Below are 20751 nucleotides of genomic sequence, written 5' to 3'. Positions count from 1 at the left end.
GTCGGCCGGCCGTTCGAGTGCTTGGACTAGTCCATCGCGCCGCGCGCCGCGCTCTCGACGAGACGGTACACCTCAGCGATGGGCAGCCCATGCTCGAGGGCGAGACGCCGGCAATCCTCGAACTCCGGCACGGCGGCGACCGGCCGTCCCTCGAGCCGTTTCACTTTGACACGAGCGGGGCCGAGGCGCGTTTCGACCGTTTTGACAACCCGCTCAGCTTCGTGGCGGCGGATCGGGATGACCCGCACGCCGAGCGTGCTGGTCTCGCGCAGAAGGAGGTCGGCGATCTCGCGCTCTTGGGCTGCTTCCGCAATGACGCTCATCATCACTGCGGGACGGCTTTTTTTCATCTGGATTGGAGTGAACCACGCGTCGCGAACGCCGACAGCGAAGAGGCGTTCCAGCACGTAGCCGAGCTGCTCCGCCGGCTGATCGTCGATATTCGTTTCAAGGAGGAGGAGCGGGGCGGAGGGCTCGTCGCGCTCGCCGATCAGCACGCGCAGCGCATTCGGCAGGTCAGGAAGGCGGCGTGCCCCGAGGCCGTAGCCAACTGTGGTCAGGCGAAGCGCCGGCTGCTCGAAGACGCCGAGGGCCGCGAAGAAGGCGGCCGCGGTGGGGGTGACCATCTCGGTTGTTGCCGCTGCGCCGAAACTTGGCCGCACCGGCGCGCCGGCACGCGCAAGCAGTTCGAGGGTTGCTGGGGCAGGGGCCGGGATCTTTCCGTGCGCGGTCTGGGCTATCCCGCCTCCGAGCGGCACCGAAGAGACGAACACCTGCTCGATGCCGAGCAGTTCGAGCGCTACCACCGCGCCGACGATATCGACAATCGAGTCGACAGCGCCGACCTCATGGAAGTGGACATCGTCCAGCCGCTGGCGATGGACGCGGCCCTCGGCTTCCGCCAGCGCTCGAAAAACCGCGGCCGCATCGCGCTTGACGCGGCTGGGCAGCTGCGACTGCTCCACCGCGGCGACAATGTCGGCGAGCCGGCGCTGCGGCTGAGAAAGGGCCGGATCGACCCACACCTCGACCCGGGTGCCGCCGATAACGCCGCGGTGCTCCGGTCGGACATCCAGCCCCCAGCCCTCCAGCGGAAGGGTGCGCAGAGCCGCGGTGATTTCCGCTGCCGAGGCGCCGGCGTCGATGAGCGCGCCGAGCAGCATGTCGCCGCTCGCCCCGGCAAAGACGTCGAAGTAGGCGGCCCGCACGCCTTACCCGGTGGAGAGCCCGAGGAGGGAGAGAGGGTTGAGGCTGCCGCTTCGAAAGCCGGCAAGGTCAAGGGTGACAAAGCGATAGCCTGCGGCGAGAATCCCCTCCAGCGCCTGCCGGCGCAGCGGCTCATCCAGCAGCCGAGCGAAATCCTCGACTGGCAGTTCGATCCGAGCGACGGGGTAGTGGTCGCGCACCCGCAGTTGGCGGAAGCCCAGGGCCTTGAGCGCCTCCTCTGCCGCTTCGATCCGCCGCAGCGCTTCGAGCGTCACCGGCGTGCCGTGCGGGATACGCGAGGAGAGGCAGGCCATTGCCGGCTTGTCCCACGTCGGAAGCCCGCGTTCTTGGGAAAGAGCCCGGATCTCCGCCTTGGTCAGGCCGGCTTCGACCAACGGACTGCGGACGCCGTACCGTGCCGCTGCGTCGCGGCCGGGGCGGTGGTCGCTTAAGTCATCGACGTTCAGCCCGTCGAGGATGGCGGCATATCCCTCGGCGCGCGCGAGGGGAACAAGCCGCTCATAGAGATCGACCTTGCAGTGGAAGCAGCGGTCGGGGTTGTTGGCGACGAAGGCGGCGTGTTCGAGCTGGTTCGTCTCGATGACTCGATGCGCGATGCCGATCTGCGCCGCGATCGCTTTCGCCTCTGCCAGTTCGCGCGCCGGCAAGGTGGGCGAGTTGGCTGTCACGGCGAGCGCGCGGTCGCCGAGCGTGTCGTAGGCGATCGCGGCAACGAAGGCGCTGTCGACCCCGCCGGAGAATGCGACAAGCGCGCTCCCGAGCTCGCCGATGATGGCGCGCAGCCGGTCGAGTTTCTCATGCATGCTCTTCCTCCGGCGTCGCGTTGATGAGGGCAGCGAGATACCCGCCGCCGAAGCCGTTGTCGATATTGACGACGCCGATCCCGTTAGCGCACGAATTCAGCATCGTCAGCAGCGCCGAGAGCCCGCCAAAATTGGCGCCGTAGCCGACGCTGGTCGGCACTGCGATAACAGGCCGCGCAATGAGGCCGGCGACGACACTCGGCAGCGCGCCTTCCATCCCGGCGACAACAACGACCACGCGCGCCTTCCGGATCGTCGGCAAGACAGCGAACAGGCGGTGAATTCCTGCCACGCCGACATCGGTGAACTGCTCGACGCGCGCGCCCATCAGCGCTGCGGTGAGCGCCGCCTCCTCCGCAACGGGGAGGTCCGCAGTGCCGGCAGCCACGACCGCGACAAGCCCAGTCCCGGAGCGGTCGGCGCGCCGGTCGACCACAATCGCGCGCGACGCCGGATAGTAGACGGCATCTGCCACGACGGCCGCGACCGCTTCGAACCCGGCGCGCTCAGCCCGCGTGACGAGCACCGTGGGAGAGGCGGCAGCAAGCCGCGGCACAATGGCGGCAAGTTGGTCGGGCGTCTTGCCCGCTCCGTACACCACCTCGGGAAAGCCGCAGCGCAGCGCGCGATGGTGATCAAGACGAGCGAAGCCGAGGTCCTCGGTCGGCAGCCGCTCAAGCTGCGCAAGAGCGGCCCGCTCATCGAGTTCACCCGTCTTGACCTGACGGAGCAGTTCCAGCAAGTGCGCGCGGTCGATGAGAGCCTCCGCCGAAGTATAGCAATGCGCCGATCGCCAGCACGCAGTTCCCCAAGCGTGCAGCGGGGATGCTTTCAACTGACAGGCGGCGTGCTCTCACGGGAAGGACGATGCGCGGCAGCGATCCAAGAAGAGGGGCCATCTTGACGATGGCTTGCCTGGTCGGCTACAACCTTGGTGCCAATCTTCGGCATCGTGGATCGCGTGTGCGAACGGTAACCCTTGGCGGCGCACTCGCCGCGCTTCTCGCCCTTCTTGCACCGGCGCTCGCGGCCGCAGGGTCCGCTCCCTCGAAACCGACGGGGATCTTTGGCGCCGTGGAGGCGTTTCGGGCGGGAGCGCTCGCAAGCGAAGCCGGGCTCTCCTGGCAGCGGGTCTCCTTCCTCTGGCACGGGCTGCAGCCGAACGGCCCGAACGATTGGAACCCCTTCTATTTCCCTGACCCGGATTTGAACGCCGAGCTCGCCGCCGGCCGGACGATCGTCGGCCTCCTGATGAGCCCGCCCGCTTGGGCGAATGGGACCGGCCGGCCGGCCGACCCGCCGCGCAATTTCGCCCTGGCTCCCGATGACCCGCACAATCTCTGGACCGCGTATGTCTCGCGAGTGGTCTCTACCTACCGCGGGCGGATCGATACCTGGCTGATTTGGAACGAGCCTGATATTTGGGACCCGACCTTCCCCATCTACAGCTGGTCTGGCTCTGTCACGGACTACTATCGTCTCGTCAAGCGCGCCTACCTCGCTGCCAAAGCGGTCAATCCGAATGTCACGATCGCACTCGGCGGCCAGACCTATTGGTGGGACAAGAAATATAACCGCGAACTGTTCTTTAAGCGGTTCCTCGATGTAGCAGCAGGTGACGAAACTGCGCCGGCGAACGGCTACTACTTCGATGCCGTGGTGCTGCACCTCTACAACGACCCCGCCAGTCTCTACGAGGTGCCTGTCTACTACAAGCAGCTGCTCGCCGCCTACGGGATCGATAAGCCGATCTGGATCAACGAGACGAACGTGGTCCCGCACGACGATCCGCAATCGCCCCTGCCTCGCTCGGACTACCGCGTCACGATGGACGAGCAGGCCTCCTACATCATTCAGGCGGTCGCGAATGCGCTCGCGGCGGGCGTTGAACGCATCGGCTTCTACAAGATGCGCGACGATCCGGAGTATCCGCGCGGGGCGGAGCCGTATGGGCTCGTCAGCGCCAATGGCGTTCCGAAGCCTGCCTACCATGCCGTGAAGACGGCGGTGAAGTTTCTTGAAGGAGCAGGGCCAGCCACGCGCTCAGTCGAAAAAGGGGTAGTGCGCGTCACGTTCTCGAAGCCGGGGACAAGGACCACCGTGCTCTGGAACATGACGCCCGCTCCTGCCGTCTACACCCTGCCGGCTGCTGCAGGCGAGGCCCAGCTGGTCGATAAACTCGGCCGGACGCGCGCGATCCGGCCCCAAGGCGGGGCCTATTTCATCGAGCTGCCTCCGGCAACGGCGAACACGGTTCCCGGCGAGCCCACCACCTATCTTGTGGGCGGCTCGCCGATGATTGTCGTCGAGAGCGGACTGCGGAACGCCGCCGCGCCCGCCTCAGCGCGGAGCTGGTCGGGCCAGCTGCTCGCTTACGGGCTGGACGAGCCGGACATTCCCTCGTCGAACGTCCGATAGATTGCCGGCTTCAGTCTGCCGAGGAAGCCCTCGGCGCGGACGAACTGGGGGCGAGTTCGCAGCAGAAGGCGGTTCCATTCCTCGTCGGCATGCGGGTCCCCCCGGCCGAGAGCAGCCTCGCGGCGGCGATAGAAGTCGGCAATCTCCGCCGGGTCATCGATAATCTCGCAAATTCCCTGCATCCAGACATTCTTCGGCCGAACGCCCGGCGGCGGACACTGCTCGACCCAGAGATAGCCGACGATCGGGTTGTTGCGGATGTGACGGTTCTTGAGGTGGAGGTCTTGGCTGATCGTGCCGACCGTCCACCCCTCGACGAACGTACTGACGGGACGGCAATGGGGGCGACCGTCTTTCCGAAGCGTCGTGAGAAACGCGAAGAAGGGAGCGCCGCGGCCTTGGATGAAGGCGAGCACTTCCGGCTTCACCCGCTCCGCTTCTTCTGGGCTCGCCTCCTTCTCAAGCTCGATGGTCTGGGCGCGGGTGATCGGCGTGTATTCGTTCGGCTGGCGGTTCACCGCGGTTCTCCTTTCGGCGCGAGCGGCTCTAAGGTCAGCACCACAATCTCCCGGTTGGTGTAGATGCACAGGTCGGCTGCGATCTCGAGGCCGCGCCGCGCGATCGCGGCGGCATCAAGGTCGCTATGCTGGAGAAGCGCGCGTGCCGCGGCAAGGGCGTAGGCTCCGCCGCTGCCGATCGCGAGAGCGTCATCGTCAGGCTCGATCACTTCCCCATCGCCGGAGAGGAGAAGAAGCGTTTCGCGGTCAGCAGCGACGAGCTGCGCTTCCAAGCGGCGGAGGATGCGGTCGGTTCGCCACTCCTTTGTCAGCTCGACAGCCGCGCGGCGGAGGTTCCCTTGGTGCTTTTCAAGCTGGCTCTCAAACTTGTCGAAGAGGGTGAGGGCATCGGCGACCGAGCCGGCAAAGCCGACTAAGACCGTGTCATGGTGCAGCCGGCGGATTTTGCGCGCTCGTGCCTTCATGACCGTGTCTCCCACCGTCACTTGGCCGTCGCCGGCGAGGGCAACGCGTCCATCGCGCCGTACTGCCAGAATTGTCGTCACGCCATCACCTCGCGCAGCACCCGCACGACCAGATCGGGCGGAACGTCGTCGCGGATTGTCGTTCGTCCCGCTTCCTCGAGCAGGATCCAGCGATTGCGCTTGCCGCGCACTTTTTTATCGACCGCAAGGGCAGCAAGGACGCGTTCGAACGGCACGACCGGTGCGCGCAGCGGCAGCCCAAAGCGGGCGATGAGGGCGTTCTGCCGCTTGACCAGCGCCGGGGGCGTCACGCCGATGGCCTCGCCGAGAGCGGCCGCCACCGCCATGCCGACGGCGATCGCCTCGCCGTGCAGGAGCGTCTCGTAGTTCCCGGCCGCTTCAAGGGCATGGCCGGCAGTGTGGCCGTAATTCAGGATCATCCGGAGCCCATCCTCCCGCTCGTCGAGCGAGACGACCTCTGCCTTCACCGCCATGCTCCGCCCGATGACGTCGACGAGCAGGTCGCGATCGTGGGCGAGGAGCCGGTCGGCATGGCGTTCCAGCAGCGCGAGCAATTCCGGGTCGCGGATCAGCGCGTGCTTGATCGTCTCCGCCCATCCCGCGCGGTACTCCCGCTCTGGGAGCGTGCGCAGCACCTCGACATCGGCCACCACAAGGCGCGGCTGATGGAACGCGCCGACGAGGTTTTTCCCCTCCGGCAGGTTTACTCCGGTCTTGCCGCCAATTGCCGAGTCGGTCATGGCGAGCAGGGTCGTCGGCACATGGACCAGCGCCAGCCCGCGCAGGAAGGTGGCGGCGACAAAGCCCGCAAGGTCTCCCGTCACGCCGCCGCCGAGGGCGACAATAACATCGCGCCGTTCGGCACGCTGCGCGGCGAGCCACCGATACAGCTCGCCCGCTACGCCGAGGTCCTTGCTCGCTTCGCCGCTCGGAATGACGCGGAGCGCTGCCGTCAGGCCGGCATCGTGAAGCGAGCGCAGGGTCTGCTCGCCGTACAGCTCGGCTGCGCGCGCGTCGGCAAGCACCCACACCGCCCCGCTCGCCCATTCGCGGATCAGCGGCCCTACGCGAGCGAGGATGCCGGCACCGACGTAGAGAGGATAGCTCGCGGAACCGGTGGTGACGACCGCCCGCGCTCCGTCGCTCGGCGAGGCAATGCGGTAGCGGACGAGGTTCCACGCGCGGACGATCTCGGCGGCAACGGCCTCAGGGGAGAGGTGGTCGGTCTGCACGATCCAGTCGGCTTCGGCATAAAGCGGCGCTCGTTCCCGTTTCAGGGCGGAGACGCGCGCTGCGGGGTCCTCGCCGGCGAGAAGCGGTCGGCTCCCCTCCTGCTCGCGTTCCAGCCGCTGCAGGATCGCCTCGACCCCGGCTTCAAGCGCGACCACCATCCCCTGGGCGCGCATCGCCTCACGGTTCGCTTGGCGCAGGATCGCTCCCCCGCCGGTCGCGATGACGCGGCGCGATCCGCTCAGTGCCTCCAGCAGCACCGCGCTTTCGAGGTCGCGGAACCACGCCTCGCCCTCTTGAGCAAACAGCGCCGCAATCGGCCGCCCGGCGCGAGCTTCGATGATCGCATCGGTGTCGAGGAACTCGAAGCCGAGCCGCGCAGCGGCAATCCGCCCCGCGGTGGACTTGCCCGTGGTGGAAAAGCCGGTTAGGACGATGTTGCGAGGATCTCTTGCAACCATCGGACGCCTTCGCGGTAGTCAAGGTGCTGCCACGGGTGAGGGAACCTACCGGGAGATTCCATCACGAATGGCACGGTGGGCTGAGCGCGGTGGATGGTGCGGACGACCCGCTCGATATCGACCCATCCCTCTTCGGGCGTCTGCGACGGATGCAAGGGAAGGTGACGGTAAACGATATAGTCCTCGTAACTGCGTGTCTGCCAGAGGTGCACCGACCCCAGACGCGGCAGCAGCGCCTCCAAGAACTCGTAGTACGTCAGGTCCGCGCGCTGATCGGCGATATGGTTGTGGGCGACATCGAAGCAGTAGGCGAGGTTCGGATGTCGTTCGAGCACCCGCAGGATGAATTCGCTGTTCAGGAAGGGGCTCGGGCCAAATCCTTCAAGATGGATCGGCACGCCCGTGCGCGCGCTCAGCTCGGCGAGCCGGTCGGCGCTTTCGTTCGCAATCTCAAAAAGCCGGGCGAGACCGATCTCTTCGCAGGCCTTCGTGATCGGACCGGGATAGTGAACGACGACGTACTCCGCGCCGAGGTCGGCCGCGCATTCAACCGTTTCCTGCACTAGGGAGAAGTAGAGGTCGCGTCGTTCCGCGTCAGCATAGTTCAGGAATGTCCATGTGAGCGGGTAAGGATAGTCACGCGGCCGCGGCACCGGCGTATGCACGGAGAACCGTGCTCCCTGCTCCTCCAGCGCGCGCCGCACCTCCGGAAGCTCTTCGCGGGAGAAAACGAACAGTTCTGCCCGCTTCAGCCCGAGCGCGGGCATCCTCTCGCGGATGTGTTCGACGCGGCTGACATTGAGACCTAGAAGGTCTTGGACGCTCACAGGACTGGTTCTAACCTCGAGTCGCGCGCGATGGCGTCGCCTGCGCTCTTCTTTTGGATCGCCCGGACGTACGCTTCGAAGTTGCGGCGAGTCTCGGCAAGATGGTCGCCGCCAAACTTCTCGAGGTAGGTTTCTGCCAGCACCAGACAGAGCATCGCTTCGCCGATCACCCCTGCCGCCGGCACCACGCAGACGTCGCTCCGCTCATAGTGCGCGGTCACCGGTTCGCCCGTGCGGAGGTCGACCGAGGGAAGCGGCTTCGCGAGGGTGGAGATCGGTTTGAGCGCGACGCGGACGATGATCGCCTCGCCGTTGGTCATCCCGCCGACAATCCCGCCCGCGCGATTAGTAGTGTGGCTCCAGTTGAACATGGCCGTCGGGTCGTCGTTGAACCGAATGACGTCATGAACCTGGGAGCCACGCAGATGTGCCAGCCGAAAACCGCCGCCGATTTCAACGCCTTTCACGGCGTTGATCGAAAGCATCGCCTGCCCGATCTTGGCAGACAGCTTGCGGTCCCACTGCACATGCGAGCCGAGCCCGATCGGCACGCCCGTGGCGATCACCTCGAAGATGCCGCCGACGGTGTCGCCATCCATCCGCGCCTCGTCAATGACCTCGATCATGCGCTTCCCGACCACCGGGTCGGCGCAGCGGACCGGCGACTCTTCAACCGCGTCCCAATCGATGTCGCGTTCGTCGCCGTCCATCATCGGATTGGTCACGCCCCCGATGGCGACCGTGTGCGAGCGGACGGTGACGCCGAACTCGTCGAGGAAGCGGCGAGCGACTGCTCCCGCCGCAACGCGAGCGGCGGTCTCGCGTGCGCTCGCTCGTTCGAGGACATTGCGGACGTCATCGGTCTGGTATTTCATCGCGCCGGGGAGGTCGGCGTGGCCGGGCCGCAGCCGCGTCACCGGCGGGACCGCCTCCTCCACTGGCGAGACGCTCATCTTCGTCCGCCAGTTCTCCCAATCTTTGTTCTCTATGCGGAGCGCGATTGGACTGCCGAGCGTTTCGCCAAACCGGACGCCTCCCTCAATGACGGCGCGATCCCGTTCGATCTTCTGCCGCTGGCCGCGGCCGTGGCCCCATTGCCGCCGGGCAAGGTCGCGCGCGATCCATTCTTCATCAAGCGGGATCCCCGCCGGCAGGCCATCGATGATAACGGTCAGCGCGGGGCCGTGAGACTCTCCGGCGGTCAGGAATCGGAGCACGCCGACGCCTCCTCTACTTTCGCTGCAGCAGCTTCACGCATCCGCTCGACGGGCGCGGCTATTCCAGTCCACAGTTCGAAGGCCGCTGCGCCTTGATAGACCAGCATCGCCAGCCCTCCCAGCACCGGCAGCCCGCTGGCGATGGCAGCGCGCAGCAGCGGCGTTTCCGTCGGGCGGTACACCAAATCGTACACGAGACCGTCTCGCGGGAGCCAACCAGCCGGCAGAGGAAGCGCCTCCGGCGCCGGACCGCCGCGCATACCGACGGAGGTGGCATTAACGAGCAGATCCGCAGCGCGGCAAGCGTCTGCCGCCTCCTCGCCGCGCGCAGCTTCAATGCGGTCCGCTCCAAGGTCGGCGGCGAGGCGCTCCGCCCGGCTCTGGTCGCGATTGACGATGACAATGCGCCGCGCTCCTGCATCGGCAAGGGCGACGGCACAGGCGCGCGCCGCTCCGCCCGCGCCGAGAACGACGGCCGCGCATCCCCGCGGGTCAAAGCGGGCGTCCTCGCGGAGCGCGCGCAGAAAGCCGGCGATATCGGTGTTATGGCCGACCAGCGTTTCGCCGACCCGGACGACCGTGTTCACTGCGCCCGCGCGCGCTGCCTCATGACTTCGCTCATCAATGAGCCGCGCGACCGCTTCCTTGTGGGGAATGGTGACATTCACGCCAAGCCACTGCGGGCCCCGCACGAGCGCGAGCAAGGCAGGCACATCTTCAGGGTCGACCTCAATCGCCTCGTACCACGCCGGGAAGCCGCTCGCCTGAAAGGCAGCATTCTGGATGGCGGGAGAAAGCGAGTGCCCAATCGGCTTGCCGATGACGGCAGCGCGCCAGCGGCCATTTCGGAAGGGAGGACGGCTCACATGCCGATGCTAGCGGCTGCCGCTTCGGACGTCAAAGAGCGGGAGGGTCAACGGCGTTTACTATTCAAGTATGCTCCGCCGCACGATCATCCCGGCTGCCCTTCCTCTTCTGCTCTGCGCCTCACTCGGCACCGCTGCCGGGGCGATCGCGGCGACCCCCTGCGGAGACCCTGCACCCGCTGACGCAATCGTCGTGCTCGGAGCGAGCGTCTGGTCCGGGGGCAGGCCCTCTCCTGCCCTGCGCGAGCGCGCCTTGCGCGGCGCCGCGCTCTGGCGCGAGGGCAAAGCGCCCTATCTTGTCGGGAGCGGCGCGGTCGGTGCCCACCCTCCTGCCGAAGGCGCTGTCATTGCCCAAGTGGCGATCGCCGCCGGCGTGCCGATCGAGCGGATCTTCATTGAGGATCGCGCTCGGAGCACTGAGGAGAGTGCGATCTTTGTCCGGCAGCTGGCGAACAATTACGGCTGGCAGCGCCTGATCGTCGTCTCTGACCCGTATCATCTCCCGCGAGCAGGATGGCTGTTTCGCGACCGCGGCTTTATTGTGGAAACTGCCTGCTCGGATGATCGGGTGTACCGACGCGAGACGATCGCCTACCAAGCGGCACGCGAGGTAGCGGGCATTCTTTTCTATGCAAGCACGCGCTGGCTGATCGCTCCAGGCTCCTTCTGAGGCGGCGTCGCTGCTGTGAGTGGGCCTCTTCCTCGCCGTGCTGGGCGCGCTGCCGTTGGCCTCCCGCCTCGGTGGGCAGAGAGCGCTTGCCACAGCAAGGGGGAGAAAGCGCTCTCGAGCCGCGACGCTGGGGCACCGACCGCAGCCGAGCGGCTATAATTGGCGCGGAGAGATGTCCGAGTGGCTGAAGGAGCTCGTCTCGAAAACGAGTAGGCGCTGAGCCTCGTGGGTTCGAATCCCACTCTCTCCGCCATCTTGCCCCGTCTCTGTTTGTGGAGAGGTCGCTTAGTCTGGTCTAGAGCGCGCGACTGGAAATCGCGTAGGGCGAAAGCCCTCGAGGGTTCGAATCCCTCCCTCTCCGCCGCTTTGGAGCATGAATCCTGATGCCCCGCCTTGAGGCGGGGCATCGTGCCTTTCAGGAACTGGCGCCGTTGCGGCTCTCTCCCTCTGCGCCATTGCCGGAAGGCCGCCCTGTCGGCGCCCCAGCGGGAGGCCCGCCTGCAACGCCGGGCGGCGGTCCGCCGGCGACCCCGGGCGGCGGCCCGCCCGCGACGCGCTGAGCATATTCGCGCTGGAGATCGGCCCGCGCCGCCTCAGCCGCCTCACGGCCGCGGCCGAACGCCGCCCGCAGCTGCTGCTGCTTGGCAGCGCGCCAGTTCTTGAAGACGGTGTTCAGGTCGATCAGCGCTTCGCGGACCGTGGTCTGAAATTCGTCGAATTCCTCGGGGAAGCGATCCATCCGCTCTCGGAGCGCCTCGCGCGTCTTGCGGCCGGGTCGAGGAGCGTAGAGGAGGCCGAGCCCGACACCAACCACGGTGCCGAGCAGAAAACCGTTGCGGAAGGGGTGCCCCTTCTTTTTCGGGGTCTCTCCTGAGGTTCCGTTCTGCTGCTTAGCCATAGATTCGCCCTCCTGTGACAATAGCCACGATTGCTTTGAGCGTGGCGCGCGCGCCCGCGAGGAAGCTCGCAATCGCGATGACCGGTTTGACCGCTTTTTCACTCGAGAAGGCCGCTGTCACCTCTACTTGGCGAGCAGCTCGCTCGAGGGAATGGGCGGAGCGCTGTGCCGTCTCGATAATGGGCGGGATGCTCTCCACGATCGGCGTAAGACGATCCATCAGCGGCGGTACGCGATCAAGGACAGGCACGATCTTCCGTTGAATTGTCCGGACAAGGATGAGGGTCACAATCGCGAGCGCTGAGATGGCGATCGCTTGGATGATGGCAAACACCGCGAGAATGATGATCGATACGTCGCGCGCTGTTTCCAAGCGGCGATCCTCCCGTGGGCTGGTGCCGCGAGTATATCACAGCGTCAGACGCTCGATTGCCCGGCCCCCACTTCTATTCGACTGCTTCGATCGTTCCGCCTCCGATCACCTCATCTCCATCGTAAAAGACTACGGCTTGGCCGGGCGAGATTGCCCGCTGCGGCTGATCGAACTCGACCCGCGCCCTCGCTCCTTCCGGGAAGACCGTCGCCGGAGCTTCCGGGGTGCGGTAGCGCACCTTCGCCGCAACGCGGACGGGGGCAGCGGGCGCCTCTCCCGCCACCCAGTGGACAGCGCCCGCCCAGAGGACGCGACGGTACAGCCGCTCCTCCCGCCCAACCACGACCCGGTTCGCGCTGGCATCGACGGCAAGCACGTAGCGCGGTTCTGCGAGAGCGAGCCCGAGCCCTCGCCGCTGCCCAACGGTGAACCCTGCTGCACCTTGGTGACGCCCGAGAACGCGTCCCTCTTCATCGACGAGGTCGCCCGGCTGCTGGTCGCCGAGCCGCTCGCGCAGGAAGGCTCGGTAGTCTTGCCCTTGGAGAAAGCAGATCTCTTGGCTGTCAGGCTTTGCCGCAACTGGGAGCCCAAGCGCTGCCGCGAGTGCCCGTACCTGCGCCTTGGTAAAGCGGCCCAGCGGGAAGAGCAGCCGCTCGAGTTCGGTCTGGCCCAGCGTGTAGAGCACGTACGACTGGTCCTTGCTCAGGTCGAGCGCTTTGCGGAGATGGTAGCGTGTCGGCCCGCGCTCAATCCGAGCATAGTGGCCGGTGGCGAGGTAGTCGCAGCCGAGCGCAACGGCGCGCCGGAGAAGGGCATCGAATTTGAGAAACTGGTTGCACGCCAAGCACGGATTTGGCGTTCGGCCGCGGGCATATTCGCCGACAAAATAGTCGACAACGCGCCGCTCGAACTCCCGCTCGAAGTTCAGCACGTAATACGGGAAGCCGAGGATTCCGGCAACACGGCGAGCGTCGTCGGTTTCCTCGATCGAGCAGCAGCCCCGATGATGAGGCGGGGCGTCTGGACGCTCTTTGGTCCAGAGGCGCATGGTCACGCCGACGACGTCGTATCCCTCGCGCAGGAGGAGCGCCGCCGTAACCGACGAATCGACGCCGCCGCTCATGGCGACCAAAACGCGCTTTCCCATGCTTTCTGTCTATCCTCCGATCACGTCACTGTATCACGGCCACCGGCTGAGCAGCAAACGGCTTGCATCGGGCGAGCTGGTCCCCCTAGACTTCAAATGACTTCCTTGAAATCGGTCCTGTGAGGCCGATAAGGGAGCGTGCAGCAGTGCTGGGCGTCTCAGCCTCCCCCGCAAAGCGCGTGGTGTCTTTCGCTCCCCCGCGCGGAGAACCATGAGCGTTCTCGAACGGCGCGTCCTGCTGGGGGCAGAAGAGATTCGGCGGGCACTTACCCGCATCGCCCACGAAATTCTCGAGCGGAACCGCGGCGCTGCCGCGCTTGTCCTCGTCGGCGTCTATACCCGCGGCGTTCCCCTTGCTGAACGGTTAGCGAGCCAAATCGCGCGGCTAGAAGGCCATCCTGTCCCCGCCGGCCAGCTCGATGTCACCCTCTATCGCGATGACCTGAAAGAGCGCCCCCTCCGTCCGGTGATCGGTCCGAGCGCGCTGCCCGACCTCGGCAACCGGGTTGTTGTCCTTGTTGACGACGTGCTGTTCACGGGGCGGACCACCCGCGCCGCGCTAGATGCGCTCATGGACTATGGCCGTCCGCGAGCGATCCAGCTCGCCGTTCTGATCGACCGCGGGCACCGCGAGCTGCCTATCCGTGCAGACTACGTGGGCAAGAACATTCCAACTGCTCGCGATGAGCAAATTCGCGTCCACCTGACTGAAATCGACGGCGTTGATGAAGTCGTGATCGAACGGAGGATGCCATGAGCCCCCCTGCGCCCTTCCCGTGGCCGCCGCGTCCGCTTCCGGAGGGGCCGCGCCGGCACCTCCTCGACCTCGACGATTTTGACCGGGCCGAGATCGAGACATATCTCGCCACCGCCGAAGCGATGCGCGAAATCCTGCGGCGCGCGACGCCGAAGACCCCCGCGCTCACCGGCCGGACGATCGTCAACCTCTTCTTTGAGGAGAGCACGCGGACGCGCGTCTCCTTCGAGATCGCGGGCAAGCGGCTGAACGCCGATGTCGTCAACGTAAGCGCGGCCGGCAGTTCGGTGCAGAAAGGGGAATCGCTCGTCAACACGGTGCGCACCCTCGATGCGGCGGGAGCCGACATCATCGTTCTGCGCCATCCCGCCGCTGGGGCAGCCCATCTCGCGGCTGCTCATGTGCGCGGCTCGGTGATCAATGCGGGCGACGGCTGGCACGCGCACCCCACCCAAGCGCTCCTCGACCTGCTCACCATTCGCGATGCTTTCGGCAGAGTTGACGGCGTGCGGGTGGTCATTGTGGGGGACATTCTGCACAGCAGAGTGGCGCGCTCGAACTTGTGGGGGCTGACGACGATGGGCGCGGTCGTCACCGTGTGCGGCCCCCCGACGCTGCTTCCCTCCGCTCTCCCCGCGGGGCTGCCCGCGCCGGTGCGCGTCGAGCACAATCTCGACCGCGCCATCGAAGGCGCAGAGGTCGTGATGGCGCTCCGCCTCCAGCGCGAGCGCATGGCTGCCGGCCGGCTCCCCTCACTTCGGGAATACAGCCGGCTCTACCAGATCAACGACGCGCGGCTGGCGCGCGCCCAGCCCGATGTGCTCGTGCTCCATCCCGGCCCGATGAACGAGGGGGTGGAGATCGATACCGCAACTGCGCACGGACAGCGCTCGGCCATTGAAGACCAAGTGACTAACGGCGTCGCGGTTCGGATGGCTGTGCTGCATCTCCTGAGCGGCGGCGCGCCGGCGAGCCGAACGCCCGAGGCGGCGACGAGGCGGGCATGAGCGAGATCCTTCTCTCCGGAGGGCGGGTAATCGACCCCGCCAGCGGGACCGAGACGGTGACCGACGTGCTGATCCGCGACGGCGTCGTTGCCGCGCTCGGCGCCGCGCGCCCCAGCGCGGGGGCAGAGACGATCGATGCGCGCGGGCTGATCATCGCTCCCGGATTTATCGACCTCCACTGCCATCTCCGCGACCCCGGCCAGACTCACAAAGAGACCATCGCCAGCGGCGGCCGAGCGGCAGCGGCCGGCGGCTTCACCACCATCTGCTGCATGCCGAACACCGACCCGGTCATCGACACCCGGAGCGTGGTCGAGTATGTCCTGCGGACGGCAGCAGCAGAGTCGCCGGTGCGCGTTCTCCCGATCGGCGCGGTGACCAAAGGCCAAGCGGGTAAGGAGCTTGCAGAGCTGGCCGAGCTGGCGGAGGCGGGCGCAGTCGCGTTTTCCGACGACGGCCGGCCGGTCGCGACCTCGGCGCTGATGCGCTATGCGCTCGAATACAGCCGCATCACGGGGCGGCCGGTCATCGATCACTGCGAAGATCTCACGCTCACCGGCGGCGCACCCGCGAATGAAGGTGCGGTCGCCGCCCGGCTCGGCCTCAGGGGCTGGCCGGCGGCAGCAGAGACGATCGTCCTCGCGCGCGACCTCGAACTGGCGGCGCTGACCGGGGGTCGGCTGCACATCGCTCACGTGTCGACGGCGCGCAGCGTCGACCTGATCCGGCAGGCGAAGCGGAGCGGGGTCTCGGTCACCGCCGAGGTGACGCCCCACCACCTGACGATGACCGAGGAATGGCTGCTCGGCGAGGGGCTGCGGTGGCCGGCGACCGGCCACACTCGGCTTGCGCGGCGCGCCGCGTATGATACGCGAACGAAGGTGAATCCCCCGCTGCGCACGCGTGACGACGTCGAGGCGCTGATTGAGGGGCTCGCCGACGGGACGATCGACGCGATCGCAACCGACCATGCCCCGCACGCCGCCGTCGACAAGTTGTGCGACTACGACGAGGCCGCGTTCGGCATTTCCGGACTTGAGACGGCCCTCGGCGCAGTGCTCACCTTGGTCGAGTGCGGCACGCTGTCGCTGCATCGCGTGATCGAAGCGCTCACCGTCGGGCCGCTTCGCGTGCTGGGCGATCTCAACGGCCGGGCATCGCCGGGCACGATCGTGGTCGGAGGCACCGCCGATTTGACCGTGTTCCATCCGGCGCTGCCGTGGACAGTCGACGCCGAGCAGTTTCTCTCCAAAGGCAAGAACTCCCCCCTCGACGGCATTCCGCTGCCCGGCCGCGTGGTGCTGACCATCGTGGGCGGAAAGGTGGTCTATCGTGGCTGACACCGCAGTTCCGGCCATCCTCGTCTTGGAGGACGGCACGATCTTTCGCGGCCGCAGTATCGGCGCGCCGACAAGCGCTGTCGGCGAGGTCGTCTTCAACACCTCGATGTTCGGCTATCAGGAGATCCTGACCGACCCTTCCTACGCAGGGCAGATCGTCCTGATGACCTATCCCCTCATCGGGAACTACGGGGTCAATCGCGACGATATCGAGTCGCGCCGCATCCAAGTGGCAGGGTTCGTGGTGCGGGAAGCGTGCGATGAGCCGAGCCACGACCGCGCCGTCGCCACGCTCTCGGAATACCTGACGGCGCAGAACGTGCCGGGGATTGCGGGGATCGACACGCGGGCGCTGACGCGGCGGCTGCGCAGCCGCGGGGTGATGATGGGCGCACTCGCCGTCGATGAAGGAGCAGGAACGGTGCTCGAGCGCCTGAAGCAGGCGCAGCGATACGACACGCTGGATTTTGTGCGGCTGGTGACGACCGAGACGCCGTATTTCAGCAACGACCGCAGCGGGCCGCACATCGTCATTGTTGATCTGGGGGTCAAGTTCAATATCGAGCGTCTGCTCCGCGCTCGCGGCTGTCGGACTACCGTCGTTCCCGCTGCGACCTCTGCAGAGGACATCCTCGCGCTGCAGCCGGACGGCATTGTGCTCTCGCCTGGTCCGGGCGACCCGCTCCAGCTGGATGCGATCGTGCGCGAGGTGCGGGCGCTCCTCGGACGGGCGCCGATCTTCGGCATCTGCCTCGGCCATCAGATGCTTGCCCGCGCTCTTGGCGCGAAGACGTTCAAGCTGAAATTCGGTCATCGCGGCGGAAACCATCCGGTGAAGGACCTGATCACGGGCAAGGTGACCATCACTGCCCAAAACCATGGGTACGCCGTCGACCCCGACACTCTCCGAGGCGGCGCGGAAGTGAGCCAGATCAATCTCAACGACCACACCGTGGAAGGGCTAACGCACCGCGACCTGCCCGTGATCTCGATCCAATATCACGCCGAAGCGTCGCCCGGACCCTGGGACAACCGCGAGACGTTCGACCGCTTCTTGGCGCTCGTTGGGATGAAACGATGACCCCACCACGAAAAGTGCTTGTCATTGGCTCAGGCCCGATCGTGATCGGACAGGCTGCCGAATTCGACTATGCCGGCACTCAGGCGTGCCGGGCGCTGCGAGAAGAGGGAATAGAGACCGTCCTCGTCAATTCGAACCCGGCGACGATCATGACTGACGAGGATGTCGCCGATATCGTGTACATCGAGCCGCTGACGGCCGACTTTCTCGAGCGGATCATCGCTCGGGAGCGGCCAGACGGCCTCCTGCCCTCGCTTGGCGGCCAAACGGGGCTTAATCTGGCGGTCGAACTGGCCGAGCGCGGCATCCTCGACCGCTACGGCGTGCGCATTCTCGGCACGCCGCTCTCAGCGATCAAAGCCGCCGAAGATCGTCAGCTGTTCAAAGACCTCCTCCGGTCGATTGGAGAGCCGGTTCCGGCGAGCCGTACCTGCACCAGTTGGGAGGAAGCCGCCGCGTTTGCGGCCGAGCACCCGCTGCCGCTCATCATCCGCCCCGCCTTTACGCTCGGAGGCACCGGAGGCGGGATCGCGACAACGCCGGAGGAGTTCGAGCGGATTGTTAAAGGCGGCCTCGCGGCGAGCCCCATTCATCAGGTGCTGGTCGAAACCAGCTTGCTCGGCTGGAAAGAGCTCGAATACGAGGTGATGCGCGACGGAGCCGACACCTGCATCATCGTCTGCAACATGGAGAACCTCGACCCGATGGGGGTGCACACCGGCGACTCCATTGTCGTTGCCCCAAGCCAAACCCTGACCGACAAAGAGCATCAAATGCTCCGGAGCGCAAGCCTAAAAATCATCCGGGCGCTGGGGATCGAAGGGGGATGCAACATCCAGTTTGCGCTGCGGCCGCGCGAGTCGGCGTGGGTGCGCCCCGTCGGCGAGCCTCCCGCTCCCCGAACGAGCGGTCCTGCGCCAGACGCGGCCCCTTTGCCGGACTATTACGTCATCGAGGTCAACCCTCGCGTCAGCCGCTCATCGGCGCTGGCGAGCAAAGCGACGGGCTATCCCATCGCTCGCGTCTCCGCCAAGATCGCGATCGGCAAGCGTCTCGATGAGATCCCGAACGCGGTGACGCGCAAGACGACGGCGGCCTTCGAGCCGGCCTTGGACTACTGCGTCGTCAAAATTCCGCGCTGGCCGTTCGACAAGTTCGCCTCGGGCGACCGGGTGATCGGCACGCAGATGAAGGCGACGGGCGAGGTGATGGCGATTGGGCGGTCGTTCGAGGCGGCGCTGAACAAGGCGGTGCGCTCTCTCGAATTCGGCGGGCGGACACTCCAATGGGAGGACCCGGCGTGGGCGGCAGAGTATCGCCGCCTCCAAGCGAGCGGCGGCTATCCGCTGGCGGCATTTCCCCTCTACCCGAATGACTTGCGGCTGTGGGCCGTGATGGCGGCGCTCCGGCGCGGGCACACGATCGAAGAGCTGTTCGCCGCGACCAAGATCGACCCGTGGTTTCTCGCCAAACTGCGGCGGCTCGTCCAGCTCGAGCAACGGTTGCTCGCTGAGCCGCTGTCGTCGTCGCTGCTGCGCGAGGCGAAGGCCGCCGGCATGAGCGACAGCCAGATCGCCGCACTGGCGGATGTCCAGCACCCCGAACAGGTGCGCGCCCTGCGCCGCCAGTGGGGGATCCGCCCGGTGTATAAGATGGTCGACACCTGCGCGGCCGAATTCGAGGCCGCCACTCCTTACTTCTACAGCGCGATCGACGACGAGAACGAGGCGCTTCCCGAGCCCGGGCCGGCGGCCGCGGTCATCGGCAGCGGCCCGATCCGGATTGGGCAGGGAATTGAGTTCGATTACTGCTCGGTCCACTCGGCCTGGGCACTGCGCGAAGCGGGCTACCGCAGCGTCATGATCAACTCGAACCCTGAGACAGTCTCTACCGACTTCGACACGTCCGACCGCCTCTACTTCGAGCCGCTCGACGAGGAAGCGGTGCGCGATGTACTCGAGAACGAGGGCAGCCCCGACCAGCCGATCCCGGCGATTGTCCAGTTTGGCGGGCAGACGGCGATCAATCTCGCGGGGCCGCTTCACCGCGCGGGGGTTCCGCTGCTCGGCTCGAGCGCCGAAGCGATCGACCTCGCCGAAGATCGGCGCCGCTTCGAGGAGTTTCTGAGCGCGCTTGGGATCCCCCAGCCGCCGGGAGCTGCTGTGCGCTCGGTCGAGCAGGCGCTCGACGTCGCCCAGACGATCGGCTATCCCGTCCTCATCCGGCCAAGCTATGTGCTGGGAGGACGAGCGATGGAGATCGTCCAGACCCCGAGCGAACTGGTGCGCCGTCTCGGACCGGCGTTCGAGCAGTCGGGGTCGCACCCGGTCCTGATCGACAAATATCTGGAGGGCAAGGAAGTCGAAATCGACGCCATCTGCGATGGCGTTGAGGTGCTGATCCCCGGCGTGATGGAGCATATCGAGCGGGCGGGGGTGCATAGCGGCGATTCGATGGCGATCTACCCGCCGCCTCATCTCCATCCGGAAGAGATCGAGCGCATCGTTGAGTACAGCACGAAGATCGCGCTCGGTCTCGGCGTGCGGGGACTGATGAACGCGCAGTTCGTCGTCGTCCGTCCCGAGGGCTGGACAGACGGCGCGCCCGGCCAAGTGTATGTGCTGGAAGTGAACCCGCGCGCCAGCCGCACCGTGCCCTACCTCGCCAAGGCGACGGGCGTGCCGATCGTCAAACTGGCGACCGAGATCATGCTCGGGCGAACACTGGCAGAGCAGGGATACCGCGGCGGCTTGTGGCCCGTGCAGCCGCTCGTCGCGATCAAAGCGCCGGTCTTCTCGATGTCGAAGCTCGCGGGTGTCGACACCTTCCTCGGCCCCGAAATGAAGTCCACGGGCGAAGTGATGGGCATCGACCGCACCTTGGCGGCTGCGCTCGTCAAGACGGTGATTGCGGCAGGACTGCGCATCACCCCAGGAAGCGCTCTCCTGCTCTCCATCGCCGACCGCGATAAGCCGGACGCTGTGCCGCTCATCCGTCAGCTCGCTGCCGCTGGCTGCCGCTTCTTCGCGACGGAAGGCACCGCCGAACTGCTGCGCGCGCTCAATATTCCTGTCGTCGAGGTCCCCAAGAAGCTCTCCGAGGGCCACCCGAACTGCGTTGATGTCATCCGCGACGGGACCGTCCACGGAGTGATCAACACGGTGACGGGGCGTCCTACCCCCTTGCGCGACGGGTTCGAGATCCGCCGCGCCGCCGCGGAGCGCCGCATTCCCTGCTTCACCTCTCTCGACACCGTCCGTGCTGCGGTCGAAGCGCTCGCCGCCAATGAGTGGACCTGCACCGTTTTGCCGCTCCCTGACTACCGCGCCCGAACAGTTCCCGTCAGCTAGGCCCCTCCCGGAAAACTCCGGAGAATCCGGGGAGAGCTTGGGGAAAAGTTCGTGGAAAAACCACTAGGATTCATCT

Annotated in this window: 19 protein-coding genes and 2 tRNA genes; 9 read left to right on the top strand and 12 right to left on the bottom strand. The window is 66.4% G+C overall.

What is annotated here, in order from left to right; translation table 11 throughout:
• Nucleotides 1-26: 26 nt before the first annotated feature.
• The 3 genes from larC to larB are packed head-to-tail and all read right to left on the bottom strand — an operon-like array spanning nucleotide 27 to nucleotide 2787.
• A complete protein-coding gene (gene larC / locus NZ773_04485) occupies nucleotides 27-1208 on the bottom strand; it encodes a nickel pincer cofactor biosynthesis protein LarC (GenBank protein ID MCS6801184.1) in 1182 nt (393 codons plus the stop codon).
• Between the two features lie 3 nt (nucleotides 1209-1211).
• Nucleotides 1212-2030: an ATP-dependent sacrificial sulfur transferase LarE gene (gene larE, locus NZ773_04480; GenBank protein MCS6801183.1), complete on the bottom strand. Its 819-nt coding sequence runs from the start codon at nucleotides 2028-2030 to the stop codon at nucleotides 1212-1214.
• Nucleotides 2023-2787, bottom strand: coding sequence for a nickel pincer cofactor biosynthesis protein LarB (gene larB, locus NZ773_04475; GenBank protein ID MCS6801182.1), 765 nt, complete (start codon nucleotides 2785-2787; stop codon nucleotides 2023-2025). Before larB ends, larE begins: the two co-directional genes overlap by 8 nt.
• Before the next feature lie 206 nt (nucleotides 2788-2993).
• On the opposite strand from larB, the gene NZ773_04470 reads away from it, so the two are divergent.
• The gene (locus NZ773_04470) at nucleotides 2994-4448 is read left to right on the top strand and encodes a hypothetical protein (GenBank protein ID MCS6801181.1); all 1455 of its coding nucleotides are present in this window, start codon (nucleotides 2994-2996) and stop codon (nucleotides 4446-4448) included.
• Here NZ773_04470 and NZ773_04465 read toward each other — a convergent pair.
• From NZ773_04465 to NZ773_04440, 6 genes are read right to left on the bottom strand one after another with little or no spacing between them, the layout of a single operon-like run.
• Nucleotides 4403-4966, bottom strand: coding sequence for a pyridoxamine 5'-phosphate oxidase family protein (locus NZ773_04465; GenBank protein MCS6801180.1), 564 nt, complete (start codon nucleotides 4964-4966; stop codon nucleotides 4403-4405). The two genes, NZ773_04470 and NZ773_04465, sit on opposite strands and share 46 nt — an antisense overlap.
• Nucleotides 4963-5511 (bottom strand): ATP-dependent protease subunit HslV, encoded by a 549-nt coding sequence (hslV, locus tag NZ773_04460; GenBank protein ID MCS6801179.1) that lies wholly within the window; start codon nucleotides 5509-5511, stop codon nucleotides 4963-4965. Before hslV ends, NZ773_04465 begins: the two co-directional genes overlap by 4 nt.
• Entirely contained in the window at nucleotides 5508-7142 is a 1635-nt protein-coding gene (gene aroB / locus NZ773_04455) for a 3-dehydroquinate synthase (GenBank protein ID MCS6801178.1), read from the bottom strand. The genes hslV and aroB overlap by 4 nt, the downstream gene beginning before the upstream one ends.
• On the bottom strand, nucleotides 7109-7969 hold the full coding sequence (locus NZ773_04450) for a sugar phosphate isomerase/epimerase (protein ID MCS6801177.1): 861 nt from the start codon (nucleotides 7967-7969) through the stop codon (nucleotides 7109-7111). The genes aroB and NZ773_04450 overlap by 34 nt, the downstream gene beginning before the upstream one ends.
• A complete protein-coding gene (aroC, locus tag NZ773_04445; GenBank protein MCS6801176.1) occupies nucleotides 7966-9186 on the bottom strand; it encodes a chorismate synthase in 1221 nt (406 codons plus the stop codon). The genes NZ773_04450 and aroC overlap by 4 nt, the downstream gene beginning before the upstream one ends.
• Complete coding sequence (locus tag NZ773_04440) at nucleotides 9171-10052, bottom strand: shikimate dehydrogenase (protein MCS6801175.1); 882 nt, start codon at nucleotides 10050-10052, stop codon at nucleotides 9171-9173. Before NZ773_04440 ends, aroC begins: the two co-directional genes overlap by 16 nt.
• Before the next feature lie 70 nt (nucleotides 10053-10122).
• Between NZ773_04440 and NZ773_04435 the strand changes: the two genes are divergently transcribed.
• From NZ773_04435 to NZ773_04425, 3 genes are all read left to right on the top strand, one after another.
• The gene (locus tag NZ773_04435) at nucleotides 10123-10722 is read left to right on the top strand and encodes a YdcF family protein (GenBank protein ID MCS6801174.1); all 600 of its coding nucleotides are present in this window, start codon (nucleotides 10123-10125) and stop codon (nucleotides 10720-10722) included.
• A gap of 166 nt (nucleotides 10723-10888) precedes the next feature.
• A tRNA-Ser gene (locus NZ773_04430) sits at nucleotides 10889-10975 on the top strand.
• A 21-nt stretch (nucleotides 10976-10996) separates the two neighbouring features.
• Nucleotides 10997-11083: transfer RNA gene (locus tag NZ773_04425), tRNA-Ser, on the top strand.
• Between the two features lie 54 nt (nucleotides 11084-11137).
• Here the strand turns inward: NZ773_04425 and NZ773_04420 are convergent.
• From NZ773_04420 to mnmA, 3 genes are all read right to left on the bottom strand, one after another.
• Entirely contained in the window at nucleotides 11138-11620 is a 483-nt protein-coding gene (locus NZ773_04420) for a YtxH domain-containing protein (protein ID MCS6801173.1), read from the bottom strand.
• Complete coding sequence (locus NZ773_04415; protein MCS6801172.1) at nucleotides 11613-11993, bottom strand: hypothetical protein; 381 nt, start codon at nucleotides 11991-11993, stop codon at nucleotides 11613-11615. The genes NZ773_04420 and NZ773_04415 overlap by 8 nt, the downstream gene beginning before the upstream one ends.
• 73 nt (nucleotides 11994-12066) lie before the next feature.
• Entirely contained in the window at nucleotides 12067-13140 is a 1074-nt protein-coding gene (gene mnmA / locus NZ773_04410) for a tRNA 2-thiouridine(34) synthase MnmA (GenBank protein MCS6801171.1), read from the bottom strand.
• A gap of 211 nt (nucleotides 13141-13351) precedes the next feature.
• Here mnmA and pyrR point away from each other — a divergent pair, with 211 nt between their 5' ends.
• From pyrR to carB, 5 genes are read left to right on the top strand one after another with little or no spacing between them, the layout of a single operon-like run.
• Nucleotides 13352-13897 (top strand): bifunctional pyr operon transcriptional regulator/uracil phosphoribosyltransferase PyrR, encoded by a 546-nt coding sequence (gene pyrR, locus NZ773_04405; protein MCS6801170.1) that lies wholly within the window; start codon nucleotides 13352-13354, stop codon nucleotides 13895-13897.
• Nucleotides 13894-14904, top strand: a complete 1011-nt coding sequence (locus NZ773_04400) for an aspartate carbamoyltransferase catalytic subunit (GenBank protein ID MCS6801169.1) — start codon at nucleotides 13894-13896, stop codon at nucleotides 14902-14904. The genes pyrR and NZ773_04400 overlap by 4 nt, the downstream gene beginning before the upstream one ends.
• Nucleotides 14901-16244: a dihydroorotase gene (locus NZ773_04395; GenBank protein MCS6801168.1), complete on the top strand. Its 1344-nt coding sequence runs from the start codon at nucleotides 14901-14903 to the stop codon at nucleotides 16242-16244. Before NZ773_04400 ends, NZ773_04395 begins: the two co-directional genes overlap by 4 nt.
• Complete coding sequence (gene carA / locus NZ773_04390) at nucleotides 16237-17325, top strand: glutamine-hydrolyzing carbamoyl-phosphate synthase small subunit (GenBank protein MCS6801167.1); 1089 nt, start codon at nucleotides 16237-16239, stop codon at nucleotides 17323-17325. Before NZ773_04395 ends, carA begins: the two co-directional genes overlap by 8 nt.
• Nucleotides 17322-20675 carry a carbamoyl-phosphate synthase large subunit gene (carB, locus tag NZ773_04385; protein ID MCS6801166.1) on the top strand — a complete coding sequence of 1118 codons (3354 nt, stop codon included), beginning with the start codon at nucleotides 17322-17324 and terminating at the stop codon, nucleotides 20673-20675. The genes carA and carB overlap by 4 nt, the downstream gene beginning before the upstream one ends.
• The last annotated feature ends 76 nt before the right edge of the window (nucleotides 20676-20751 follow it).

The sequence above is a fragment of the Dehalococcoidia bacterium genome, assembly GCA_025054935.1.
Taxonomy (GTDB): Bacteria; Chloroflexota; Dehalococcoidia; order SpSt-223; family SpSt-223; genus JANWZD01.
This window is presented reverse-complemented; position numbering and strand designations above follow the sequence as displayed.